Genomic DNA, 22,920 nt, shown 5'->3' with positions numbered 1-22,920 from the left:
GAGGACGTCCATGGAAAGGTTGAAGGTCGAACTGGGTGAACGCAGCTACCCGATAGAGATAGCTGCCGGTTTGCTGCAACGCCCCGAGGTACTGGCGCAGACGATCAAGGGCAAGCGGGTCATGATTGTGACCAATACCGTGGTCGCGCCCCTGTATCTTGAACAGATCATTCAGTTGCTGTCCGGTTTTCAGGTGGAACACCTGATCCTGCCCGATGGAGAGGCCTACAAAACCCTGGCGACCTTCGAGCGGATCATGTCTGCTCTGCTGGAAACCAGCCATGGTCGTGATACCACTCTGATCGCTCTGGGGGGCGGTGTGATAGGTGATGTTGTCGGCTTTGCTGCGGCAAGCTACCAACGAGGCATTCCGTTTATTCAGGTGCCTACCACGCTGCTCTCCCAGGTTGACTCTTCCGTCGGCGGCAAGACCGCCGTCAACCATCCCCTCGGCAAGAACATGGTGGGTGCCTTCTATCAGCCCAAGCATGTGATCATCGATACCGACTGCCTCAAGACCCTGCCTGCCCGGGAATTTGCCGCCGGCATGGCCGAGGTGATCAAATACGGCATCATCTGGGATGCCGCCTTCTTCTCCTGGCTTGAAACCAACATGACCCGCCTGCAGCGCCTCGACGGTAATGCACTCTCCTATGCCATTCGCCGCTGCTGCGAGATCAAGGCCGATGTGGTCGGTCAGGACGAGACCGAGCACGGTGTGCGCGCCTTGCTGAACCTGGGACATACCTTCGGCCATGCCATCGAGGCGGAGAAGGGTTATGGCAACTGGCTGCACGGTGAAGCCGTGGCGGCGGGAACCATGCTGGCGGCCGAGACGGCCCTGGCCCGTGGCGACATGACGGCGCAAGAGGTGGCACGAGTCCGCGATCTGCTGTTGGCCGCCGATTTGCCGGTCAAGGCACCGTCCGATATGGATTTTGCCGCCTTCATTCGCCATATGCGCCGTGACAAGAAGGTGCTGGAAGGCAAACTGAGGCTGGTGCTGCCGATCGGGATCGGACAGGCCCAGGTCGTGGCCGATGTGACGGATGCGCAATTGATGGCGGTGATCGAGTCTGGTCGTGACCACTAATAAATTGCTCAAGCTGCCTTCTCAGCGGCAGTTGGTTGACCGGCTGCTGCACCTGATCGAGTTCAACCACCCCTTTGTTTTTCTCTCCGGCAAGCCAGGCAGTGGCCGTGGCACATTGTGCGAGTCGCTGCTTGCCCAACTGCCCGATGCGGTGCGGGTGGCCAGCCTCATCGGCAGCCCGTCCATGAAGATGGCAGATGTGCGCCAGTTGCTGTTGCAGCAGGTGGTGGCACGTCCCCTGTTCAACGCGCAGGATGCCCTGGCGGACAGCTTCTTTCGCATGGTGGGTGACAAGCCTGCCAGACTGCTGCTCATCATCGAACGTGCCGATACTTTGCCTGCCGAGCTGGTGGGGGAGTTGTGGGCGCTCTGTCGTCACAACGATACCCTGGCATCTCCTCATAAACTGGCCATCCTGCTCTCGGGTGATGACGCCTGGTGTCGCAACCAGAAGGCGCTCCTCAAGGGACGGGCCATGCCAGCCCTCGAGCTGGAAGTCGCGCCACTGAGCGCTCCTGAGCAACGTATCTTCTTGTATGAGAAGGCCAAAGAGCTCAAGATCCCGACAGCCCTCTTGCCCAAGCCGAAAGTGGAAGAGATCCTGAATGGGGCGGGCGGACATCCGTCAGCCATCATGCAGTTACTGGAGGATACCATGACCGACAGAAGGCCCAAGAAACGTCAGGCCGAGTTGCCCGTCAAGAAGATAGCGATCGTGCTTGCCCTGGTGGCGGGCGGGTTGCTGGCCCTGAGCTATCTGCCCCTGTTCGACAGTGCAGGCCAGGACCCCGCCCAGGCTCCGTCCCAGGGGATGGCGTTGCCCAATCCCGTCTCAAGCGATCCTGTGAACGTCGGTGCGGCGAGCGGGGCCTTGAGTACTCAGGCGAGCAGTGGCGCCGCTGCCATCCCGTCAGAGAATCAGGTTGCCCGCGATTGGCAGTCCGATGCCAAGCCCTTGCCCAAGAAGGTCGAGAGCGAGACGGTCACCACGGAGTCAACCAACTATGAGGGGCGCCGGGTCGTCATCTCCGACGAAGTGGTCGAGAAATTGATGAACCAGCCGAACGTCAGCGGCGCCTTGCCCACGGCCGTGGTGGATGAGCTGGTGGGGAGCGGTTCCCGTGCGGTCCCGACCGGAACGACGGCCCAGGTCAAGAATCCGGCCCCGAGCAGTGTCCCGGCCCGGACAGAGGCTCAACCGGCCAGTGGCGCGCAGACAGCGCCGGTCGCGGCCCCAGCGGCCAAGGTGGCGTTGACGCCGGTGGCGACTCTCAACAAGAAGCCGAAGAATCACTACAGCATCCAGTTGATGGGGGCGAGCAACACCAAGGCGGTAGACAGCTTTGTGGCCGAGCATGGCTTGGCGGGCAAGGTGTGGGTTTACAAGACCCGTTTCCGTGGCAGTCCCTGGTATGTAGTGGTGCAGGGAGACTACGCCAGCAGTGCCCAGGCCAAGGCGGCCATTCGCAAGCTGTCACCTGCCTTGCTCAAGGGACAACCCTGGCCCAAGTCATTCGCCCAGATACAAAAAGAATTGAAGCAATAGCCAGCCACCCGAGGAAGGGGGTAGAATCACCCCCCTTTTTTGGGCATAGCCTTGTCAACACCGGACTTCCATGAAAAAAACACGCGCGTTTTTAAAATGGGCCGGGGGAAAATACTCCCTGGTCGAAGAGATCGCCGAGCGTTTGCCGGCCGGGCGTGTGTTGCTGGAGCCCTTCGTCGGGGCGGGATCCGTGTTTCTCAACACGGATTACGACGCCTATGTGCTCAACGACATCAATCCGGATCTCATTGGCCTCTACAACCACCTCAAGCAGCAGCCGGACAGCTTCATCAGCGAGGCCCGCAAGCTGTTCGTGGCCGAGCACAACCACAAGACCGCCTATTATCGGCTGCGTACCCAGTTCAACCAGACCGCTGCCGGGTTTGAGCGGGCTCAGTTGTTCCTGTTTTTGAATCGCCATGGTTTCAACGGCTTGTGCCGTTACAACAAGAAGGGGGGATTCAACGTTCCCTTCGGTTCCTACAAGAAACCCTACTTCCCGGAGAAAGAGCTGTGGGCGTTTGCCGAGAAGGCGCAGAAGGCGACGTTCATCTGTGAAAGCTATGCCGACGCCATGGCCCGTGCAGAGGAAGACTGGGTGATCTACTGCGATCCGCCCTATGCCCCTCTCTCAACCACGGCGAGTTTCACCACCTATTCGGCAGGCGGTTTCACCCTGGACGATCAGGCGCTGCTGGCCAGGCTGGCTCGCCACACCGCCGCCCATAAAGGGGTGCCCGTGCTCATCAGCAACCATGACATCGAGTTGACCCGCGAGCTCTATCGTGGCGCCCGGCTCGACGAGATCCTGGTCAAGCGTACCATCAGCCGCAACGGCGGTGGTCGCAACAAGGTGGCCGAGCTGCTGGCACTCTATCCGCCCGGCATCGAGCCCGAACAGGGCTATTATCCCGGTGAGGCGGAGCTGGTTGCAGTCGGCTGAGTGAACAACGGTCCCTGAGGGGGCCGTTGTCATTTCTGATGCTGCCGCTGGCATTCCGTGAGCCGCGCCTGGCATCGTTTGCCGGCGATGGTGCCGGAGCGGCGTGTTCTGTAGATGCGGGTCGTTTTCATCGCCCTTTTGCGATAAAATTGCGCCGTTTTTTCTGCCACGCTGCCAATGGATGACGCTGATGAAAGACTTTCTGATTGCCCCCTCTATCCTCTCCGCCGACTTTGCCCGTCTGGGTGAGGATGTGGCCAAGGTGCTGGCCGCCGGGGCCGACGTGGTCCATTTCGATGTGATGGACAACCATTATGTCCCCAACCTGACCATAGGCCCCATGGTCTGTCAGGCGCTGCGCGATTACGGCATCGAAGCGCTCATCGACGTGCACCTGATGGTCAAGCCGGTGGATCGCATCGTGCCTGATTTTGCCAAGGCCGGTGCCAGCCTGATCACCTTCCACCCGGAAGCCTCCGATCACGTGGATCGCACCCTGGGCCTCATCAAGGAGCAGGGTTGCCAGGCCGGTCTGGTGCTGAACCCCGCGACCCCGCTCACCTGCCTGGAGTACGTAATGGACAAGCTGGACGTGATCCTGCTGATGTCGGTCAACCCGGGCTTTGGCGGTCAGAGCTTCATCCCCGGCACCCTCGACAAGCTGCGCCAGGTGCGCCGCCTGATCGACGAGAGCGGCCGCGACATTCGCCTGGAAATCGATGGCGGGGTCAAGGTCGACAACATTCGCGAGATTGCCGAGGCGGGTGCCGACATGTTCGTGGCGGGCTCTGCCATCTTCGGCAAGCCGGATTACAAGGCGGTGATCGACCAGATGCGCGCGGAGCTTGCCCATGTCCGTCGCTGATCGCCCCTTTGACCTGGTGCTGTTCGATCTGGATGGCACGCTGATTGATAGCGCCCCGCAACTGGCGCTGGCGGTCAACCGTACCCTGGCGGATCTGGGGTTGGCCGAGGCCGACGAGTCCGTGGTGCGTACCTGGGTCGGCAACGGCGCCGACAAGCTGATCCAGCGGGCTCTCGATTACCGCGACGCCCCGGAGCAGTTTGCCAAGGCCCGCCCCCTGTTCGACCGTCACTATCAGGCCTGTCTGCTGGAAGGCCTGGCCATGTATGACGGAGTGGCCCGGAGCCTGCGCCGTCTGCAGGGGCTGGGTTACCAGCAGGCCGTGGTGACCAACAAACCGAGTCACTTCGTGCAGCCCATTCTGGAGGCCCTCGGCATCAGCGACTGTTTCGCACTCTGGCTCGGGGGCAACTGCGTACCCGTCAAGAAACCGAGCCCGGAGCCGCTGTTGCACGCCTGCCACGAGCTGGGTGTCAGCCCGTCCCGCACCCTGATGGTGGGGGATTCCGAAAATGACGTGCTGGCCGCCCGGCATGAAGGTGGTGGGGCTCACCTATGGCTACAACTATGGCCGCCCTATCGCAGACTCCCGCCCCGACTGGGTTTGCGAGCAGTTTGCCGAACTCGACGCCCTGCTGGTCTGATCCAGGCCGGGCTGGCGGATAACAAGGATTACTACTCTGATGACTAAACCAATCGTATTGAGCGGTGCCCAACCCTCGGGCCAGCTGACCATCGGCAACTACATGGGAGCCCTGCGTCAGTGGGTCAGCATGCAGGATGACTTCGACTGCCTCTATTGCATCGTCGATCTGCACGCCATCACCACCCGCCAGGATCCGGCCGCCTTGCGCAAGGCGTGCCTCGACGCAGCCGCCCTCTATCTGGCGGTGGGCATCGACCCGGCCAAGAGCACCGTATTCATCCAGTCCCACGTGCCCCAGCACGCCGAGCTCGGCTGGATCCTGAACTGCTACACCCAGATGGGCGAGCTGTCGCGCATGACCCAGTTCAAGGACAAGTCCGCTCGTTTCGAGAACAACGTCAACGTCGGCCTGTTCGGTTATCCGGTGCTGATGGCGGCCGACATTCTGCTTTATCAGGCCAATCAGGTGCCGGTTGGCAATGACCAGAAGCAGCATCTGGAGCTGACCCGTGACATCTGCACCCGCTTCAACAACCTCTATGGCGAAGTCTTCACCCTGCCGGAACCCTTCATTCCGAGCGAAGGGGCCCGGGTGATGAGCCTGCAGGACCCGACCAAGAAGATGTCCAAGTCCGACGACAACGAGGCCAACTTCATCGGCTTGCTGGAAGATCCCAAGCAGATCGTCAAGAAGATCAAGCGGGCGATGACCGACTCCGACGAGCCGGCCGTGGTGCGTTTTGATCCCGAAAACAAGCCGGGGGTCTCCAATCTGCTGACCCTGATGTCCGGTGTGACCGGCCGCTCCATCCCGGAGCTGGAGCAGCACTTCGAAGGCAAGATGTACGGCCACCTCAAGAGTGAAACGGCCGATGCCGTGGTCGCCTTGCTGGAACCCATCCAGGCGCGCTTCCGCGAGCTGCGTCAGGATGAGGCCCATCTGCAGGCCATTTTGGCGGCTGGCGCACAAAAGGCGCGTGAAAGGGCTGAAAAAACCCTGATCAGCGTATATGATGTCGTCGGCTTCGTTCCTCGAGCCTGACATACTGGGAAGGTGTAGTAGAAGAGAGCTGGGTGGATGCCTGGCTTTCTTTGTTTTACACCTTCCGGTTTGTCGCAACCTCCCCAATGTCAAACACGGGCTTTGCCCCAAGAGAAAGCATGTCTGTCGAATCACAAACCCTGAGTGAAGAGTTGGGTGACAAGGGTCACTGGCTGCGCAAGTTTCGCAAGGCCAAGAGCCTCAATACCTTGCAGTTGATGGTCTCCAACGCCATCGACAAGCACCACAAGACCCCCGCCATCGCGGCTGCCATCTATCTGGCCGAGTGCCAGCGGGAACGGGAACTGGAACAGGGCCGTTATCTGGACCGCTGAGGTCCGTTGTCAGCCCTTGCCAAGGTGACTCCTTCCCATCTGCCTGTCACGACCTGTGCCCTTTTCCCGGTCGCCTCCCGTCTCTTTTACCTTGCCATCCTGACATGGAGCGGCTGATGCTGCCCGGTCGGGGACAGGCCCACCGCCGGGTGGGGTCGACAGGCCCGGATCGCCATTGAAGAGCGGACAGACTGCACAGCAGGTGAGGTGATCGCCGGTTTATTAACGCAAAGAGACATGCCAGAATGCGCGGCGTTTGTCTGCCCGCGCTCGCAACGGGCTGTCCGATCACCGTCTCTGTCTTATTCCCAGGGTGTTTGCATGCTGCTACTCATCGACAACTACGACTCTTTTACCTGGAACCTGGTGCAATACTTCGGCGCCCTGGGGCAAGAGGTGGTGGTCAGGCGCAACGATGAGCTGAGCCTGGAGGAGATAGCCCGGCTTGCCCCCCGCCATCTGGTGATCTCTCCCGGCCCCTGCACGCCAAACGAGGCGGGCATCTCTTTGGCCGCCATCTCCCGTTTTGCCGGCGAGATCCCCATCCTCGGCGTCTGTCTCGGCCATCAGTCCCTGGCACAGGCCTTTGGTGCCCGGGTGGTGCGTGCCCGTCAGGTGATGCACGGCAAGACATCTCTCATCCGTCACAAAGGGGAGGGGGTGTTCAAGGGGCTCAACAACCCGCTGCGGGTGACCCGCTATCATTCACTGGTGGTGGAGGCGGCGTCGCTCCCCGACTGTTTCGAGGTCACCGCCTGGAGTGAACATGCCGACGGCAGCCAGGACGAGATCATGGGGCTGCGGCATAAAACGCTGGCGCTGGAGGGAGTGCAGTTCCATCCGGAGAGTATTCTGAGCGAACAGGGGCACCAGTTGCTGGCCAACTTTTTGGCCGTTTCCTGAAAAAATTGCGATGTCTGTCTCAAAACCGTCATGAGGCAAAAAAAAATTTCCCTGAGACTTTATTCACCCTCCTCCCTGTCCAAATTATCTCTTGCCAACACCCCCTGAGCCGTTATGCAATGCGGTTGCCTAAAATCTCAAAGGCAATCGAACATTGTTCCTTATAGGCGGTTAAGTTACAGACTTTTTACTTTTTTTCTGTGATAATTCCGCCACGTTTACACGGATTTAACTTTTGGGCGGTGGATTATTCTGCCGCGAGATAGCAGGAGAGCAATATGTCAGAGTTGTTGGCAGTGACACGTGAAGTGTTTGATGAAGTGATGGTTCCCAACTATGCGCCGGCCAAAATCATCCCGGTGCGCGGCGAGGGGTCACGTGTCTGGGATCAGGAAGGCCGCGAGTATGTGGATTTCGCGGGCGGGATCGCGGTCAATGGCCTGGGCCATTGCCATCCCAAACTGGTCGAGGCCCTGAAATCCCAGGGTGAGAAGCTGTGGCACCTCTCCAACGTGATGACCAACGAGCCGGCCCTGCGCCTGGCCAAGAAACTGGTCGCCGCCACCTTCGCCGAGAAGGTCTATTTCTGCAACTCCGGCGCCGAAGCGAACGAAGCGGCCCTCAAGCTGGCCCGCCGCTACGCCATCGAGAAGTTCGGGGCCCACAAGACCCAGATCATCGCCTTCCACCAGGGCTTCCACGGCCGTACCTTCTTTACCGTCAGCGTCGGCGGCCAGGCTGCCTACTCCGATGGCTTCGGTCCCAAGCCTGCCGACATCACCCACGTCGCCTACAACAACCTGGAGGAGCTGGCTGCCGTCATCTCCGACAACACCTGCGCCGTGGTGATGGAGCCGCTGCAGGGCGAGGGTGGCATCATCAGCCCCACCGACGAGTTTGCCAAGGGGGTGCGCGAGCTGTGCGACAAGCACAACGCCCTGCTGGTTTATGACGAGGTGCAATCCGGTGTCGGTCGTACCGGCGAGCTGTTTGCCTACATGGGTCTGGGCATCACCCCGGACATCCTCACCAGCGCCAAGGCGCTGGGCGGCGGCTTCCCCATCGGGGCCATGCTGACCACCACCGAGATCGCCTCCCACCTGAAAGTGGGCACTCACGGCTCCACCTACGGCGGCAACCCGCTGGCGTGTGCCGTGGCCGAGGCGGTGATCGACGTGGTCAACACCCCGGCAGTGCTGAGCGGCATCAAGCAGCGCGAGCAGCTGTTCCGCGAAGGGCTGGAAGCCATCAACGCCAAGTACCACTGCTTCAGCGAAGTGCGCGGCAAGGGCCTGCTGCTGGGCGCCGTGCTCAACGATGACTTCAAGGGCCGCTCCCGCGACTTCCTGCTCGCCTCCATCGATCAGGGCCTGATGGCGCTGGTTGCCGGTACCAACGTGGTGCGTTTTGCCCCCTCCCTGGTGATCCCGGAAGCGGACATCAAGGAAGGGCTGGCCCGGTTCGAGAAAGCGGTCGCTCAGGTGGTCAACGCCTGATCCAAATTGAGGTGGGGAGCCCTCCCGGCAGGAGCCGGGACCCCACCTGTCGTCAATGAAAGGGAGTTGTCATTTATGTTGGTTATCCGTCCTATCGAGCAGCGCGACTTCGCCGGCCTCAAGACCTGTGCCATCGAATCCGGCACCGGCATGACATCCTTGCCGGTCAACGACGAGCTGCTGCAACGCAAGATCGATGCCTCGACCCAGACCTTCCTGGACAAGCCCGCCGGCAAGGGCGAGTGCCTCTATTTCTTCGTGGCCGAGGATCTGGAGACCGGGGAGATGGTCGGTACCTGCGCCATCGACGCGGCGGTCGGCCTGTCCCAGGCGTTCTACAACTATCACATCGGCAAGGTGGTGCACTCCTCTCCCAAGCTCGGCATCTACAATGTCGTGGAAACCCTCACCCTCTCCAACGACTACACCGGCAATTCCGAGCTCTGCACCCTGTTTCTGCGTGAATGCGCCCGCGAGGGGCTCAACGGCCGTCTGCTCTCCAAGCACCGTTTCCTGTTCATGGCCGAACACCCCGAGCTGTTTGACAGTACCGTCTTTGCCGAGATGCGTGGTGTCTCCGATGGCAACGGCCACAGCCCCTTCTACGAGTGGCTGCAAAAACATTTCTTCTCGATGGATTTTCCCACCGTCGACTATCTGACCGGCATCGGCAAGAAGCGCTTCATCGCCGAGCTGATGCCCAAGTACCCCATCTACGTCAACCTGCTGAGCAACGAGGCGCGCGCCGTCATCGGCAAGACCCACGAAAAGACCCGGCCTGCCCTCAAGATGCTGCAGGATGAGGGGTTCGTGAATCGCGGTTATGTCGACATCTTCGACGCCGGCCCCACCGTCGAATGCGAGGTGAAGAACATTCGCAGCGTGCGCCGCAGCCAGAAGCTGGCGGTGCTGGTGGGTGAGCCCATCGGCGGCCATACCTACCTCATCTGCAACGCCAGGTTCGAGCAATACCGCGCCTGCTACGGCAACATCCGGGTCGATCTGGACAAGCACGAAGCCATCATTCCGCCCAAGATGGCGGCCGCCCTCAAGGTGGAAAATGGCGACATGGTGCGCGTCGTCGATCTGGATTGACCCGCCCCGCAGCACAGCATTGAGACAGGCTGCCGAGGCGGCCTGCGTACCCACAGGGAGTGAATTGATGATGTCTTTAGTCCAGTTTATCGATGGCCAGTGGCTGGCCGGTGAAGGCAAGCCGTTCGAATCCATCGACCCGGCCAAAAACGAGGTGATCTGGCGGGGTGAGGCGGCAAGCCAGTCCCAGGTGGATGCGGCCGTCAAGGCGGCCCGCACGGCCTTCTACCATTGGTCCGATCTGGCCCTTGAAGAGCGCCTTGCCATCGTGCGCCGCTATGCCGACCTGCTCGGCGAGCACAAGGAGGCGCTGGCCCTGACCATCGCCCGTGAAACCGGCAAGCCCCTGTGGGAGACCCGCACCGAAGTGGCGGCCATGCAGGGCAAGATTGCCATCTCCATCCGGGCCCATGACGAGCGTACCGGCACGGTGGAAAACCCCATGCCGGGCGCCAAGGCGTTCGTGCGCCACAAGCCCCATGGCGTCGTGGCCGTGTTCGGCCCCTACAACTTCCCGGGCCACCTGCCCAACGGCCACATTGTGCCAGCGCTCATCGCCGGCAATGCGGTCGTGTTCAAGCCTTCCGAGCTGACTCCCATGGTGGCTGAAGCCATGGTCAAGGTGTGGCAGGAGGCGGGGCTGCCCAAGGGGGTGCTCAACCTGGTGCAGGGGGAGGTCGACACCGGCAAGGCGCTGGCCGGCAACCCGGACATCGACGGCCTCTTCTTCACCGGTTCCTCCCGTACCGGCCACTTCCTGCATCAGCAGTTTGCCGGCCAGCCGGGCAAGATCCTGGCACTGGAGATGGGTGGCAACAACCCGCTGATCGTGAAAGATGTGAGCGACATCGACGGCGCCGTCCATGCCATCGTGCAGTCCGCCTTCATTACCTCCGGCCAGCGTTGCACCTGCTCACGCCGTCTGTTTGTCGAGCGCGGCGAGCGGGGCAATGCCCTGGTCAAGCGCCTGGTGGAGGTGGTCGGCCAGATCAAGGTCGGCCTCTATGACGCCGCCGAGCAGCCGTTCATGGGCGCCATGATCAGCGAGAAGGCCGCACTCGGCATGGTCGAGGCGCAAGCCAACCTGCAGCGCCTCGGTGGTGAAAGCCTGCTTGCCCTCAAGCACCTGGAAGCGGGCACCGGCTTTGTCTCTCCGGGCATCATCGACGTGACCGCGGTCAGCGCGCTGCCGGATGAAGAGTACTTCGGCCCGCTGCTGCAGCTCATTCGCTACGACGACTTCGATGTGGCCATCGAGAAGGCGAACGCCACCAGTTTCGGTCTCTCGGCCGGTCTGCTCGGTGACAACGAAGCGGACTGGAACCACTTCTTCAAGCGGATCCGTGCCGGTATCGTCAACTGGAACAAGCCCATCACCGGCGCCTCCAGTGCCGCCCCCTTCGGCGGCATCGGTGCCTCCGGCAACCACAGGGCGAGCGCCTACTACGCCGCCGACTACTGTGCTTACCCGGTCGCCTCCGTCGAAGACAGCAAGGCTGCTATGCCGGATCAACTGTCTCCCGGTCTGACCTTCTGATAACAAGAAAATAAAAGAGGGGCACTGAACAGGTGCCCCTGTCTGTACCCGCAATCAAAGGAAAGAGAGATGCAAAAGGATATCGACACCCTGTTTGGCCATCTGTGGGACAACTACATTCAGGTCACCCCCAGTGCTCACAAGGTTCATCAACTGCTGGGCGGCGGTGCCCCCATCATCAACGATCACGTGGCGTTTCGGACCTACAACCTGCCCAAGCTCGGTCTCGAGAAACTGGCGGCCCACTTCCGCGCCCTGGGGTATGAAGAGAAGGGCGAGTACGTGTTCAAGGCCAAGAAGCTCTATGCCAAACACTTCGAGCATAAAGATCCTGATGCGCCCAAGGTGTTCATCAGCGAGCTGAAGGTGGAAGAGCTCTCCGAAGTTGCCCAGGCCATCATCCACAAGCTGGTGGATCAGGTACCCGATCACCTCACCGACACCCCGGCCTTCCTCTACGCCGGCGCGCCCTGGCAGGTCTCCCACACCGACTACCAGACCCTGCTGGCAGAGAGCGAGTATGCCGCCTGGATGGCCGCCTGGGGTTATCGTGCCAACCACTTCACCGTCAACATCAACCGCCTGAAGGACTTCGACACCATCCAGCAGGTGAATGCGGCGCTCAAGGCGGCAGGCTTCGTGCTCAACACCGTTGGCGGCGAGGTGAAGGGCGATCCCGAGGTGATGCTGGAGCAATCCTCCACCATGGCAGACAAGGCCGAGGTGCCCTTCAGCGACGGCGTGCGCACCATCCCGAGCTGCTTTTACGAGTTTGCCCTGCGCTACCCGCAGGCCGACGGCGTGCTCTACCCTGGCTTCGTCGAAGCGTCGGCCGACAAGATCTTCGAATCCACCAACGCCATGTAATGGCCGCCATGAAAACAACGCCCCGCCTGGGGCGTTTTTTATGGATTTACGCCGACCTGACACCCTCTTTACCTCCCCTTGACCCATCAGTTCGCGGCGATTCGCTAGCATGATGCCGCCCGCTGCCGTGGGCCATCGCCGCACCGTGCCGGTGTATGCCACCCGTTTTGGAGTCATACCATGAAGATTGTTCTGCCTTTGCTGTTTTCCCTCACTACTCTGACCGCCGCAGCGGGCGATCAGGGCAGCCGTACCCCGCCCAAGCCTCCGCACGAGCTGTCGGCCGAGATGAAAGCGGCGTTTGAGAGCTGCAAGGAGCATGGCAAACCGGGGGAGTCGGAATTTGACAACTGCATGTCAGATCTGGGATTTGAGCGGCCGGACGGCCCGGCACCGGCAGGTGGGAAGGAGGGGGAGAATGAGGCCGAGTAAGCTGGTGCGGGTCCGTCGGTTAGGATGGGCCCGCACCGCTCACACCCGTTGCAGCGTCCCTTCGGTGGCCAGCAAGGTGGTCATGCCGGCGGCCTTGCCCGCCTGAATGCCTATTCGGGTGTCTTCAAACACCAGGCAGTTGGCCGGGTTGGCGCCGAGCTGCTCGGCCACTTTCAGGAAGGTGTCCGGGTGGGGCTTGTGATTGACCACATCATCGGCACTCACCAGCACGGAGATGAAGGCATCGAGCCCGGTCTGACGCAGGATGTGCGCCGCATGTTCCCGGGTTGAGCCGGTGCCTATGCCCATGGGCACCTTGCCGTGGTACTGCCTGACCAGCTCCCACATGGCGGGAAACACCCGGACGTCGTCGATCCGTGCCAGGTAGAGGGCGACCTTGCGCCGGGCAAAGGCTTCCACGTCGATGGTCATCCCGTGCTGCTCTGCCAGCATGGTCACTATCTTGCGGGTGGGGATGCCGCCGTACTCGTTGAGCTGTGCCCGATCAAACGGCAGGCCGAACTCGGCACTGGTGATTTCCCAGGCATCCAGGTGCAGAGGCATGGAGTCCACCAGGGTGCCATCCATGTCGAAGATCAGGGCGTCGTACTCGTCGAATCGGGGCTGTTCACTCTGGTGATGATCGCAAGGGGATGACTGGGGCATGGGGGCGTCCTCTTCGGCAAAGATTCACCCTAGCAGATCCGGCTCGCAGATGTCGCGACCTTCATCATGGTTGGCAGTGGTTTTGACCATCGGCTAATGATTTATGAGACAATAATGTGCCTTGCACCCCCTGTGCCGATATCTCACATGAGCGAGCCTGCCTATGTCCCCCAAAACCGTCTTCTCGAGCGTGGCCCTGGTGATCGCCCTGGGCTCACTGGAAAAGAGCATCGTCACCACGCCCTTGCCCATCATAGGGGTTGAGCTGAACGCCGGTGCCGCCCTCACCTGGGTCGTGACCGCCTATCTACTGGCGGCCACTGCGGCCCTGCCCATCTATGGCAAGTTGAGCGACATGTTCGGCCGAGTACGCATGCTCAACATCGGTATCGGCCTGTTTCTGGCTGGATCCGTGGCCTGCGCCCTGGCCCAGGATCTGCCGACCCTGCTGGCCGCCCGCGTGCTGCAAGGGTTGGGGGGCGGGGGGCTGATCGCGCTCGCCTTCACCGTCATCGCCGACTGTATTCCGCCACGGGAGGTGGGCAAGTATCAGGGGTATATCTCGGCGGTCTATGCGGTCTCCAGCATCGCAGGCCCGCTGCTCGGTGGCTATTTTACCGAGCAGCTCAGCTGGCGCTGGATCTTCTGGATCAATCTGCCTCTCGGTGCCATCGCCCTCTGGCTGGTGAACCGCAATCTGGGTCACCTCAATGTGCGTCGCCACAGCCGTTTCGACTGGAAGGGAGCGGCACTGCTCATTACGGTCACCACCCTCACCCTGTTGCTGCTCTCGCCGGAAGCGGCCTTGCCCGCCGTCTGGCTCGCGGCTGCGCTGGGGGTTGCCCTGTTGCTGCTCGTCCTGGCTGAGCGGCGGGCGCACGACCCCATACTGCCAGCCCACCTGGTGCGCCTGCCGGGTTATCTGGTGAGCGTGCTGCTGGCGCTGGCCTCGCAGTTGCTGATGTTTGCCGTGCTGGTCTACCTGCCGTTGCAGATGCAGTGGCAAAAGGGGATGAGTGCCAGTGACAGTGGCGGGATCATGGTGATCTTCATGGTCTGCATCACGGCGGGGGCCTTCTTCGGCGGCAAGCTCATCGGTCGCACCGGTCACTACAAGCGTTTCGTGGTGGCAGGTTTTGCCCTGGCAGCGCTGGCCCTGTGGCAGATCCACTTCGACGTCTGGGCCAGACTGGGACTGGGGTTTGCCGGATTGGGGCTGGGTCTGGTGCTGCCGGCCCTCTCTGTGGTGGTGCAAAATGCCCTGCCACGGGAGGATCGCGGCATCGGCATGTCCCTGTTCAACTTCGGCCGTGAGCTGGGGGGCGCGGTTGGGGTCGCCATCTGCGCCGTGCTGTTCCACTCCGCCCTGCCGGCAGGCAGCAGCCCCAATCTGGCCAGCCTGAGCCCGGCCGAACTGGCACCCGGTTTCAGCGCCACCTATATCGGCATGGCGCTGATCGCCACCGCCGCCCTGCTGGTCACCTTGCTGGCATTGAAGCGCCACGAGCTGGCCAGCAAGCACGTCTGATAGTTGCTATCGGATACAAAGAGGGCTCCCCGCGGGGAGCCCTCTTCATGGGATCAGGCTGGTGCCTTTCCTTCCGTGTCGTGGCCTTGTGCCACTCAGCCCGCTCATCGGGCGTCGGGGCGGGAAGGTGACCTGACAGGCTCGGGTTGCTGGCGCTCGGCCTGGGCATCGAGCTCCTTGCCGAGGAAGTAGTTCAGGAAGGTGCGGATGACCGCGATGATGGCGAGGCGCACCAGCTCCTCCTTGCTCGGTGCCACCGTGGTGGCCAGGATGTCGGCAGCGAGCTGGAACTCCAGCGCCAGGATGAGCCAGCTGCCGAAGCAGAGGCGGATACGGGGAAAGCCGGGCTCGTGATCCCGCACTCTGGCAGCCAGCCAGAGGGTCTTGCCAAGGCCGATGACCACGCAGGCGATGGAGATGATCTCCAGCAGCAGCTGGAACAGCTCCACCCCGTGCATCATACCCTCTTTCAGGCTCGCTATCTCGAACACTCGGGTTACCTCCCTGATTCAAAAGAGACACTTTTAACACGGCTTGGGGGCCGGTTCCAACTCAGAGTTTTCTGAGCATCATGGCTATCTGGTCGATGAGCTGACGAGCGGCAGGGCTGATGGCCGCCAGTTGGAAGTAGCCATGGATGACGCCATGCTGCCGCTGGCAAGTGGCATCGACACCAGCCTGCACCAGCTTGCCATACAGGGCTTCCCCTTCGTCGCGCAGCGGATCATATTCCGCCGTGACGATATGGGTCGGCGGCAATCCTGACAGGGCGGGATGGTGGAGCGGGCTGGCTTCGGGATGGCAGGGGGGCAGGCTGCCAAGGTAGGCGTGAAAACCGCTTGCGAGCATGTCCCGGGTGATGAGGTAGTCGTCACCGAGATCGCGGTAGCTTTGGCTCTCGCAGAGGGCATCCAGCATGGGATAGAGAAGCAGCAGGGCCTTGGGCAAGGGGGCGTTGGCAGCCTTGAGCCGCAAGGTGGTGACCAGGGCGAGATGACCCCCTGCGCTGTCGCCGGCAATGGCGAGACGTGCCGGATCCCCATGCCATTTCTCCACCTCGGCCATGATGGCCCGCGTGGCGGCCAGCGCATCGTCGTGAGCCGCAGGATAGGTGTGTTCCGGGGCGAGGCGGGTGTGTACGGCGAAGATCAGGGCGCTGGCCCGGTTGCACAGCATCCGCATCTGGCGATCGTGGGTCTCGAAATCCCCGCTGACAAAACAGCCGCCGTGAAAATAGATCAGCACTGGATACGCGGGGTCCGGTTTGTCTGCGGGCCGATAGCAGCGGATGGCGTGGTGATTGGCCTGCCACTCTTCAATGGCGCCCACCTCTTCCCGCTCACCTCCCAACAGGGCAGAGGCAAGGTAGCCGTCACGGCGCGCCTGCCAGCTCAGCTGGCTCGCCTTGGGACGACCTGCGGCGATGAAGTCTGCCACCATGGCTGCGATGGCCGGTTCGAGTTGTTTTTCCATAAGACACCAATGACTGTATATAAAAACAGTCATTGTGCGCTTTTGGCCCGTGAGCGCAACCGGCGTTAGCTGAGGCAGCTCACAAAATCAGGCTTCAATCAGCACGAATTCAATCACATAGAGGGGCGGCAGTGCGGGGTAGATATCGCGGATCACATCTTTAAGCTCGGGGAGGGTCATGTTCTCCTGACGGGCGTGCTCGTCGCTCAGCGCCTCAAAGGCGACCGCCTTGACCGAGATGACTTCAATGGTGCCAAAAGGCTGGTGTTCCGGGTTGGTGAACAGGGCCAGGCGCTGGCCGGGCCGCCAGTTTGCCTCGCTCTCGTCGCGGATGGTGATGGTCTTTCGGCCAGCCTGGATGTCGGCGACAAAGCGGCTGAAGAAGGTGAATGCCGGGTAGGCCGGGGTGTGCTGGGTCATGTCGTCTCCGAAGGGTAAGGGGTGAGAGGGCGGCTCAGGCCGCGGCGGGCCCATTTTAGGAGGGGCGGGGGGAGCGTGCAGCACTTTTTACCCCGACATGTGAAGGGCGACCGACTGCGTTCACGGACCGGTAAAATGGCCGCAACTGAACCTGAATGTGAGATGATGCGGTCTCCTCTTTCTTGATATGTAACAAATCAGGGGGACGGGCTCTGTGGTCTGATGGCGTCCGAGGCCGGCCGTGGTTGACGTTGAACAAAAGGAGCAAGTGTGAATTCCGAGTTGATCTGGGTGCTCAGCATGCTGGTGGGTGCCATTCTCCTGTTTATTACCAACAAGGTACGCATGGACGTGGTCGCCTTGTTGATCATCATCCTGTTCGTGTTGAGCGGCACCCTGACCCTGCCGCAGGCGCTGGCAGGATTCAGCGATCCCAACGTCATTCTGATTGCCGCCCTGTTCGTGGTGGGGGAGGGGCTGGTGCGTACCGGCATCGCCTATCAGGTGGGAGATGCCCTGGTGAAGGTGGCCGGCAGCAGCGAAACCCGCATGCTGGTGCTGCTGATGGTGGCGGTGGCGACCCTGGGTGCCGTGATGAGTTCTACCGGGGTGGTGGCCATCTTCATCCCCGTGGTGCTGAGCGTGGCGAACCGGATGGGGATCCCGGCGGGCAGACTGATGATGCCGCTCGGCTTTGCCGGCCTTATCAGCGGCATGATGACGCTGGTGGCAACCCCTCCCAACATGGTGGTGAACAGTGAGCTGATGCGGCACGACATCCAGGGGTTCGGCTTCTTCGGCTTCACCCCCATGGGGGTCATCATTCTGGGGATGGGGATCCTCTACATGCTGCTGATGCGCACCTCCCTGGTGCGTGAAGGAGAGGAGGGCAAGGGCAAGCAGATGGGACGCAGCACCATGCGGGATCTCATCCGTGACTACCGGCTGGCGGGGCGAGCACGCCGACTGGCGATCCGGCCCGACTCCCCCCTGATCGGCCAGACCCTCGACGAGCTGCAATTGCGTGCCCGCTTCGGGGCCAACGTCATCGGGATGGAGCGCTGGCGCAAGTTCAGGCGGGTGATGGTCAGTGTCACCGGGGTGACCGAGTTCCAGGCCAAGGATGTGCTGCTCATCGACATGTCGGATCCCGAGGTGGATGTGCGGGAGTTTTGCAGCGAGGCGCGGCTCGAGCCCATGATATTGCGCGGCGAATACTTCTCCGATCAGGCGCGGGAGGTGGGCATGGCGGAGGTCTCCCTCATCCCCGGCTCCCGGCTGCTCGGCAAGAGCATCCGCGAGGTGACCTTCCGTTCCCGTTACGGTCTGAGCGTGGTGGGGATCCGCCGGGATGGAGAGGCGCTGACCGGCAAGCTGGTGGACGAGGCGCTGCAGATGGGGGATACCCTGCTGGTGGTGGGGAACTGGAGCCTCATTCGTCAGTTGCAGACCCATCATCGCGATTTTCTGCTGCTGGGCCTGCCTGCGGAAGTGGACGAGATGGCGCCGGCCCGCAGCCAGGCCATCCACGCCCTGATTGCCCTCGGGGTCATGATAGTACTGATGGTGACGGATCCCGTGCCCAACGTGATCGCGGCGCTCATCGCCTGCCTGCTGATGGGCAAGTTCCGCTGCATCGATCTGGAGAGTGCCTACAAGTCCATCCACTGGCCGACCCTGATCCTCATCGTGGGCATGCTGCCCTTTGCCCTTGCATTGCAGCAGACCGGCGGGGTGGATCTCATCGTCGGCGCGCTCATCTCGGCAGTGGGGGAGATGGGCCCCAGGGTGATGCTGGCCAGCCTCTTCGTGCTCTGTGCCGTCATCGGGCTCTTCATCTCCAACACGGCGACGGCGGTGCTGATGGCGCCCATCGCGCTGGGGACGGCCCATCAGATGGGGGTGTCGCCTTATCCCTTTGCCATGACCATCGCCATCGCCGCCTCGGCAGCCTTCATGACGCCGGTCTCGTCGCCGGTCAACACCCTGGTGCTGGGCCCGGGCAACTACAAGTTCATGGACTTCGTGCGCATCGGCGTGCCTTTCACCCTGCTGGTGATGGTGGTGAGCGTCATCGCCATCCCCTGGTTCTTCCCGTTCTGACGACAGCAAACGATATGGCGGCCTGCGGGCCGCCTTTTTATTGCCCGCAGTGCTCTGCGAGATGAAAAGGGCGGCATCACGCCGGAGCAGGGCATTGCGCTGTCGCAGAGGAGAGCACAAGGCTCAGCCGTTGATACATGAGGTGGCGTTGCAGGCGTGCGATGGCGTGGAGAGGGGAAGAAGAGCGGCAAACGCCGGATACAAAAAAACCAGCCTGAGCTGGTCTGTTTGGTACTGCTTTCGATGGTGCGGAAGGAGAGACTCGAACTCTCACGCCTAGGGCGCCAGAACCTAAATCTGGTGCGTCTACCAATTTCGCCACTTCCGCAAGAATAATGGTGGCTATGACGGGATTCGAACCTGTGACCCCCGCATTATGAGTGCGATGCTCTAACCAACTGAGCTACATAGCCGTCTTGTGCACGACTTGCGTCGAATACAAGCAAAAATGGCTGGGGCACTAGGATTCGAACCTAGGTATGGCGAGATCAAAACCCGCTGCCTTACCGCTTGGCGATGCCCCAACAGTGTTCTTTGCAATCGGATGATTGAAGGAACATTTTTCAAACATGGTGGCTATGACGGGATTCGAACCTGTGACCCCCGCATTATGAGTGCGATGCTCTAACCAACTGAGCTACATAGCCGTTTGTTGTCAACCACATAGGTGGAAGAGAACAGAAAAATGGCTGGGGTACTAGGATTCGAACCTAGGGATGGCGAGATCAAAACCCGCTGCCTTACCGCTTGGCGATACCCCAAAAGCGATGCCCGACAAATACTGTCAAACATCATTCAAAAATGGCTGGGGTACTAGGATTCGAACCTAGGGATGGCGAGATCAAAACCCGCTGCCTTACCGCTTGGCGATACCCCAACGACGATGCTTGACAGAGACCATCAAACATCATTCAAAAAATGGCTGGGGTACTAGGATTCGAACCTAGGGATGGCGAGATCAAAACCCGCTGCCTTACCGCTTGGCGATACCCCAACTAGATATGGTGGCTATGACGGGATTCGAACCTGTGACCCCCGCATTATGAGTGCGATGCTCTAACCAACTGAGCTACATAGCCAACCGTGCTTCCAGTGAGTCGTTGCCTCGTCACTGTGCGGCCGGAATTATGCGTATCTGGCTCTGGGGCGTCAACCCTTTTTTTGTTTGAAAAAACGAATTTGGGTGCGTTTGGCGAGTTATTGGCCGCTGTCGTGCAAAAGCCCAACAATCTGGTTTTTTTTACGACATTCGCACCCTGATCGCGCCTCTGGCCAGATAAAAAAGAGGCCAGCAAATGCTGGCCTCTCATGGGGTTAGACGTTGAACAGGAAGTTGGTCTTGAGTGAGTCTATCTTGGTGTCATGAGGTCTCACGCTTTATTTAAATCTATTTATTATCAATAAATTAAATGGTTTTTTGTCTCGCGACGTTTCAGGTGGAATCACTGGTAGCCAGGTATTTTGTGTACGCAGTTGCGTACTCAAAATGCTATTGTGTACACAGCTTGAACAAAGGGGGCTAGGGTGGCGCTTAAGACAGATCGGGAAATCGCCAATTTGAAGGCGGAGGATGGCCAACGGCAGGTGGTTGCTGTTGCTAGTGGTGCTGGTGGTGGGTTGTGTATCGAGGTTCGCAGTGGTGGGCGCTCTAAAACATGGCTTTACCGTTATCGTATCAATAATAAGGCCCGAAAATTCACATTGGGCTCTTATCCAGCAATGAGCTTGGCGATTGCGCGAGTTGAGCACGGTAAGGCTGTTGCTTTGGTTAAGGCAGGGGAAGATCCTGCTGCTGTTGCCAAAGCATCCAAAGCGAAGCGGTCGGCTATGCCAACATTTGATGCGTTTTTTGAGGAGTGGTTGGAGTGGAAGCAGGCTGCCAAGCCTGCCCGAGCATCTACAGTTGAAGCCTATCGTCACATACACCGACTATATATAAGCAAAGCCATTGGTAGTCTGTTACTGAAAGATGTGACGCGAGCAGTGTTGTTTGCTCACTTATCTAAGGTACGAGGGCGCAGCATACAGGCCGCACGAAAGGCGCTGACTATCTGTGCTCAGATGCTCGACCATGCAGTAAACCTAGATCTGATAGAGTTGAATCCTGCTAGAACCATCAAGCCATCGACTATTGGTGCTGATTCCTCCCCACCACGCCAACGTTGGTTATGTCATGAAGAGGTCGCTTCTTTTTGGCAAGGACTATCAGAAGGCGGCTTTCATCCAGCTCAGTCAAATTGTTTACGTTTGATTTTGTTAACTGGTGTTCGTCGTGGAGAAGCTACGGGTATGACTTGGGAGCAAATTATTGGCAACAAATGGATCATTCCTGCCAGTAACACCAAGAACGGTAAGGAGCATACGGTCACGCTTCATAAAATGTCTCTAGAGATCCTGGCTCATCAACGAGCTATTCATGTACAGGATCTTTAGCTACAACCAATTGAAATAGATAGAAAAAAGGCTTCGTTTGTGATCTGATTTAATCGCAAAAAAAAACCGACACGCCCGAAGCCATGACTATTATCAATGCAACCCAGTACCTCAAGCAACTTCTTAGCTCTTCTGAACTCAACCGGATCGGTAAATTTACCGGTTTTTGTCAGCGACTCCGGGATATCCAGCCTGCGAGACTACTCCCGGCTCTGCTCTCAGGGCTTGGTTGCGACAAGGTGGATGGTATTGCTGGTTTGCATCGCCATTTCAATGCGTTGCAGCTCCATGATACTGACCAAATAGCGTATAAACCCTTTCACAACCAGTTACGCAAGCAGGGTTTTCCCTTGTTCATGCGCGCACTGGTTGAACGAGCCATCGCCTTACGCCTCAAGGAGTGTCTACCGGACGCCCACGGACTGGCAGGCTTTGAGCAGGTACTGCTGCAGGACGGGTCGTCATTCGCGTTACATCCGCAATTGGCAGAACATTTCCCGGGCCGATTCAATAAGCACAGCCCCGCTGCGGTAGAGTGTCATATGACCATGTCCTTGCTGGACCAGTCGCCGATATCGATGAGTATCACGGCGGATACCGAATCGGAGCGCAAGCATCTTCCGGCCGCAAATTCGTTAAATAACAAACTGTTATTGGCGGATGCCGGTTACATCAGCCGCGAGTACTTTGCTGATGTGACCAAAGCCAAAGGAAGCTATCTGGTCAGAGGGAGTCAAAATCTCAATCCCAAAGTACAGGCAGCTTACCGACAGGACGGCAGGGAAATGCCCAAGTTACTCGGAAAAAAGCTCAAGGATATCGATCGGAGAAGCTGCAGAGCCGAGGTTCTGGATCTGGATGTGAGTTCGGGAAAGTATAAATATCGACTCATAAGACGTTGGTTTGCAGAGGAAAAACGGTTCTGTATATGGATGACCAATCTTCCGCGTGAGCGATGGCCAGCCGAGAAGGTGATGGCATTGTATCGTTGCCGTTGGCAGATCGAACTGTTGTTCAAAGAGCTGAAATCACATAACCGGTTGAAGGCGTTCGCGACACGACAAAAAGCGATAGCGGAAGGCTTGATCTGGGCTAGTTTGCTGGCCTTGCTGGTCAAACGTCGGCTGGCGCTGACGCTGATTGGCAGCGCGGAGTTATCGATGCTGAAGATTGCCAAAAACAGCGCGCTTTGGTTAATGCCGATATTGGCGAGCATCATCCATGGTGCGTGGCAGGAAATAACAGAGAAGTTGGAGTGGGCAATGGTGTATTTATCCAAAAACGGCAAAAAGAGTAGGCAGAGAAAATCCAAGCAAAACAACACGTTAGACGGTATTATTAATTCGCTTGCCGCTTAAGGTTCTGTACATGAGTCCATGCATATTCCCACGCATGGCGATCGCTCAATAACATTCATGCCGATCACTCAATAACATCCATGCCGATCACTCAATAACATCCCAAGCCGATCACTTTTTACCCTCGATGGGAAACCAT

At 59.7% G+C, this 22,920-nt stretch carries 20 protein-coding genes, 8 tRNA genes and 1 pseudogene; 17 read left to right on the top strand and 12 right to left on the bottom strand.

The genetic code is table 11. The annotated features are described in order from the left end of the window. Positions 1-10 precede the first annotated feature (10 nt). The 13 genes and pseudogenes from aroB (at position 11) to H7R73_RS16990 (ending at position 12,800) form a co-directional block, all read left to right on the top strand. On the top strand, positions 11-1,093 hold the full coding sequence (gene aroB / locus H7R73_RS17050) for a 3-dehydroquinate synthase (RefSeq protein WP_103259704.1): 1,083 nt from the start codon (positions 11-13) through the stop codon (positions 1,091-1,093). Continuing rightward, positions 1,083-2,639, top strand: a complete 1,557-nt coding sequence (locus H7R73_RS17045; RefSeq protein WP_103259705.1) for an SPOR domain-containing protein — start codon at positions 1,083-1,085, stop codon at positions 2,637-2,639. Before aroB ends, H7R73_RS17045 begins: the two co-directional genes overlap by 11 nt. A 70-nt stretch (positions 2,640-2,709) precedes the next feature. Continuing rightward, positions 2,710-3,582, top strand: a complete 873-nt coding sequence (locus tag H7R73_RS17040; RefSeq protein WP_029314124.1) for a Dam family site-specific DNA-(adenine-N6)-methyltransferase — start codon at positions 2,710-2,712, stop codon at positions 3,580-3,582. A 190-nt stretch (positions 3,583-3,772) separates the two neighbouring features. Then, positions 3,773-4,447: a ribulose-phosphate 3-epimerase gene (rpe, locus tag H7R73_RS17035; protein WP_010673828.1), complete on the top strand. Its 675-nt coding sequence runs from the start codon at positions 3,773-3,775 to the stop codon at positions 4,445-4,447. Beyond that, positions 4,434-5,091, top strand: a pseudogene (locus tag H7R73_RS17030) (phosphoglycolate phosphatase). Before rpe ends, H7R73_RS17030 begins: the two are co-directional and overlap by 14 nt. 39 nt (positions 5,092-5,130) lie before the next feature. Then, on the top strand, positions 5,131-6,135 hold the full coding sequence (gene trpS / locus H7R73_RS17025) for a tryptophan--tRNA ligase (protein WP_103259706.1): 1,005 nt from the start codon (positions 5,131-5,133) through the stop codon (positions 6,133-6,135). A gap of 119 nt (positions 6,136-6,254) precedes the next feature. Further along, a complete protein-coding gene (locus tag H7R73_RS17020) occupies positions 6,255-6,470 on the top strand; it encodes a hypothetical protein (protein ID WP_010673831.1) in 216 nt (71 codons plus the stop codon). Between the two features lie 321 nt (positions 6,471-6,791). Next, positions 6,792-7,373 (top strand): aminodeoxychorismate synthase component II, encoded by a 582-nt coding sequence (locus H7R73_RS17015; protein WP_041215622.1) that lies wholly within the window; start codon positions 6,792-6,794, stop codon positions 7,371-7,373. 278 nt (positions 7,374-7,651) lie between these two features. Continuing rightward, the gene (locus H7R73_RS17010) at positions 7,652-8,869 is read left to right on the top strand and encodes an aspartate aminotransferase family protein (protein ID WP_039039586.1); all 1,218 of its coding nucleotides are present in this window, start codon (positions 7,652-7,654) and stop codon (positions 8,867-8,869) included. Positions 8,870-8,944: 75 nt separating this feature from the next. Then, a complete protein-coding gene (gene astA / locus H7R73_RS17005; protein WP_010673834.1) occupies positions 8,945-9,964 on the top strand; it encodes an arginine N-succinyltransferase in 1,020 nt (339 codons plus the stop codon). A gap of 67 nt (positions 9,965-10,031) precedes the next feature. After that, the gene (astD, locus tag H7R73_RS17000; RefSeq protein ID WP_103259707.1) at positions 10,032-11,501 is read left to right on the top strand and encodes a succinylglutamate-semialdehyde dehydrogenase; all 1,470 of its coding nucleotides are present in this window, start codon (positions 10,032-10,034) and stop codon (positions 11,499-11,501) included. Positions 11,502-11,570: 69 nt separating this feature from the next. Next, on the top strand, positions 11,571-12,368 hold the full coding sequence (locus tag H7R73_RS16995; RefSeq protein WP_103259708.1) for a DUF1338 domain-containing protein: 798 nt from the start codon (positions 11,571-11,573) through the stop codon (positions 12,366-12,368). A 180-nt stretch (positions 12,369-12,548) separates the two neighbouring features. After that, positions 12,549-12,800, top strand: coding sequence for a hypothetical protein (locus H7R73_RS16990; RefSeq protein ID WP_039039590.1), 252 nt, complete (start codon positions 12,549-12,551; stop codon positions 12,798-12,800). 39 nt (positions 12,801-12,839) lie between these two features. Here H7R73_RS16990 and H7R73_RS16985 read toward each other — a convergent pair whose 3' ends face one another. Next, a complete protein-coding gene (locus tag H7R73_RS16985; protein ID WP_042014544.1) occupies positions 12,840-13,466 on the bottom strand; it encodes an HAD family hydrolase in 627 nt (208 codons plus the stop codon). A 163-nt stretch (positions 13,467-13,629) separates the two neighbouring features. Here H7R73_RS16985 and H7R73_RS16980 point away from each other — a divergent pair, with 163 nt between their 5' ends. Then, the gene (locus tag H7R73_RS16980; RefSeq protein WP_103259709.1) at positions 13,630-14,994 is read left to right on the top strand and encodes an MDR family MFS transporter; all 1,365 of its coding nucleotides are present in this window, start codon (positions 13,630-13,632) and stop codon (positions 14,992-14,994) included. Between the two features lie 104 nt (positions 14,995-15,098). Here the strand turns inward: H7R73_RS16980 and H7R73_RS16975 are convergent, their stop codons facing one another. From H7R73_RS16975 to yqfB, 3 genes are all read right to left on the bottom strand, one after another. Then, positions 15,099-15,485 carry a DUF1622 domain-containing protein gene (locus tag H7R73_RS16975; RefSeq protein WP_010673839.1) on the bottom strand — a complete coding sequence of 129 codons (387 nt, stop codon included), beginning with the start codon at positions 15,483-15,485 and terminating at the stop codon, positions 15,099-15,101. 61 nt (positions 15,486-15,546) lie between these two features. Beyond that, positions 15,547-16,467 carry an alpha/beta hydrolase gene (locus H7R73_RS16970; RefSeq protein WP_103259710.1) on the bottom strand — a complete coding sequence of 307 codons (921 nt, stop codon included), beginning with the start codon at positions 16,465-16,467 and terminating at the stop codon, positions 15,547-15,549. 87 nt (positions 16,468-16,554) lie between these two features. Then, on the bottom strand, positions 16,555-16,887 hold the full coding sequence (yqfB, locus tag H7R73_RS16965; RefSeq protein WP_042014549.1) for a N(4)-acetylcytidine aminohydrolase: 333 nt from the start codon (positions 16,885-16,887) through the stop codon (positions 16,555-16,557). 270 nt (positions 16,888-17,157) lie between these two features. Here yqfB and H7R73_RS16960 point away from each other — a divergent pair, with 270 nt between their 5' ends. After that, a complete protein-coding gene (locus H7R73_RS16960; protein ID WP_103259711.1) occupies positions 17,158-18,990 on the top strand; it encodes an SLC13 family permease in 1,833 nt (610 codons plus the stop codon). Between the two features lie 244 nt (positions 18,991-19,234). Here H7R73_RS16960 and H7R73_RS16955 read toward each other — a convergent pair. The 8 genes from H7R73_RS16955 to H7R73_RS16920 form a co-directional block, all read right to left on the bottom strand. Further along, a tRNA-Leu gene (locus tag H7R73_RS16955) sits at positions 19,235-19,318 on the bottom strand. Positions 19,319-19,326: 8 nt separating this feature from the next. Continuing rightward, positions 19,327-19,403 (bottom strand) — tRNA-Met (locus H7R73_RS16950). Between the two features lie 36 nt (positions 19,404-19,439). Then, positions 19,440-19,514, bottom strand: a tRNA-Gln gene (locus tag H7R73_RS16945). Between the two features lie 46 nt (positions 19,515-19,560). Next, a tRNA-Met gene (locus H7R73_RS16940) sits at positions 19,561-19,637 on the bottom strand. 39 nt (positions 19,638-19,676) lie between these two features. Beyond that, positions 19,677-19,751: transfer RNA gene (locus H7R73_RS16935), tRNA-Gln, on the bottom strand. Positions 19,752-19,792: 41 nt separating this feature from the next. Then, positions 19,793-19,867, bottom strand: a tRNA-Gln gene (locus tag H7R73_RS16930). Between the two features lie 42 nt (positions 19,868-19,909). Next, positions 19,910-19,984: transfer RNA gene (locus tag H7R73_RS16925), tRNA-Gln, on the bottom strand. A gap of 8 nt (positions 19,985-19,992) precedes the next feature. Further along, positions 19,993-20,069, bottom strand: a tRNA-Met gene (locus H7R73_RS16920). A 445-nt stretch (positions 20,070-20,514) separates the two neighbouring features. Here H7R73_RS16920 and H7R73_RS16915 point away from each other — a divergent pair. Together H7R73_RS16915 and H7R73_RS16910 are read left to right on the top strand one after the other, a co-directional pair. After that, entirely contained in the window at positions 20,515-21,423 is a 909-nt protein-coding gene (locus tag H7R73_RS16915) for a tyrosine-type recombinase/integrase (RefSeq protein ID WP_182951335.1), read from the top strand. 83 nt (positions 21,424-21,506) lie between these two features. Continuing rightward, the gene (locus H7R73_RS16910) at positions 21,507-22,781 is read left to right on the top strand and encodes an IS4-like element ISApu2 family transposase (RefSeq protein ID WP_011191341.1); all 1,275 of its coding nucleotides are present in this window, start codon (positions 21,507-21,509) and stop codon (positions 22,779-22,781) included. The last annotated feature ends 139 nt before the right edge of the window (positions 22,782-22,920 follow it).

The sequence above is a fragment of the Aeromonas sp. WP2-W18-CRE-05 genome, assembly GCF_014168615.1.
In the GTDB taxonomy this organism is placed as follows: Bacteria; Pseudomonadota; Gammaproteobacteria; order Enterobacterales; family Aeromonadaceae; genus Aeromonas; species Aeromonas caviae.
Note: the sequence above shows the minus strand (reverse complement) of the source record. Positions and strands in the feature narration are given on the sequence as shown.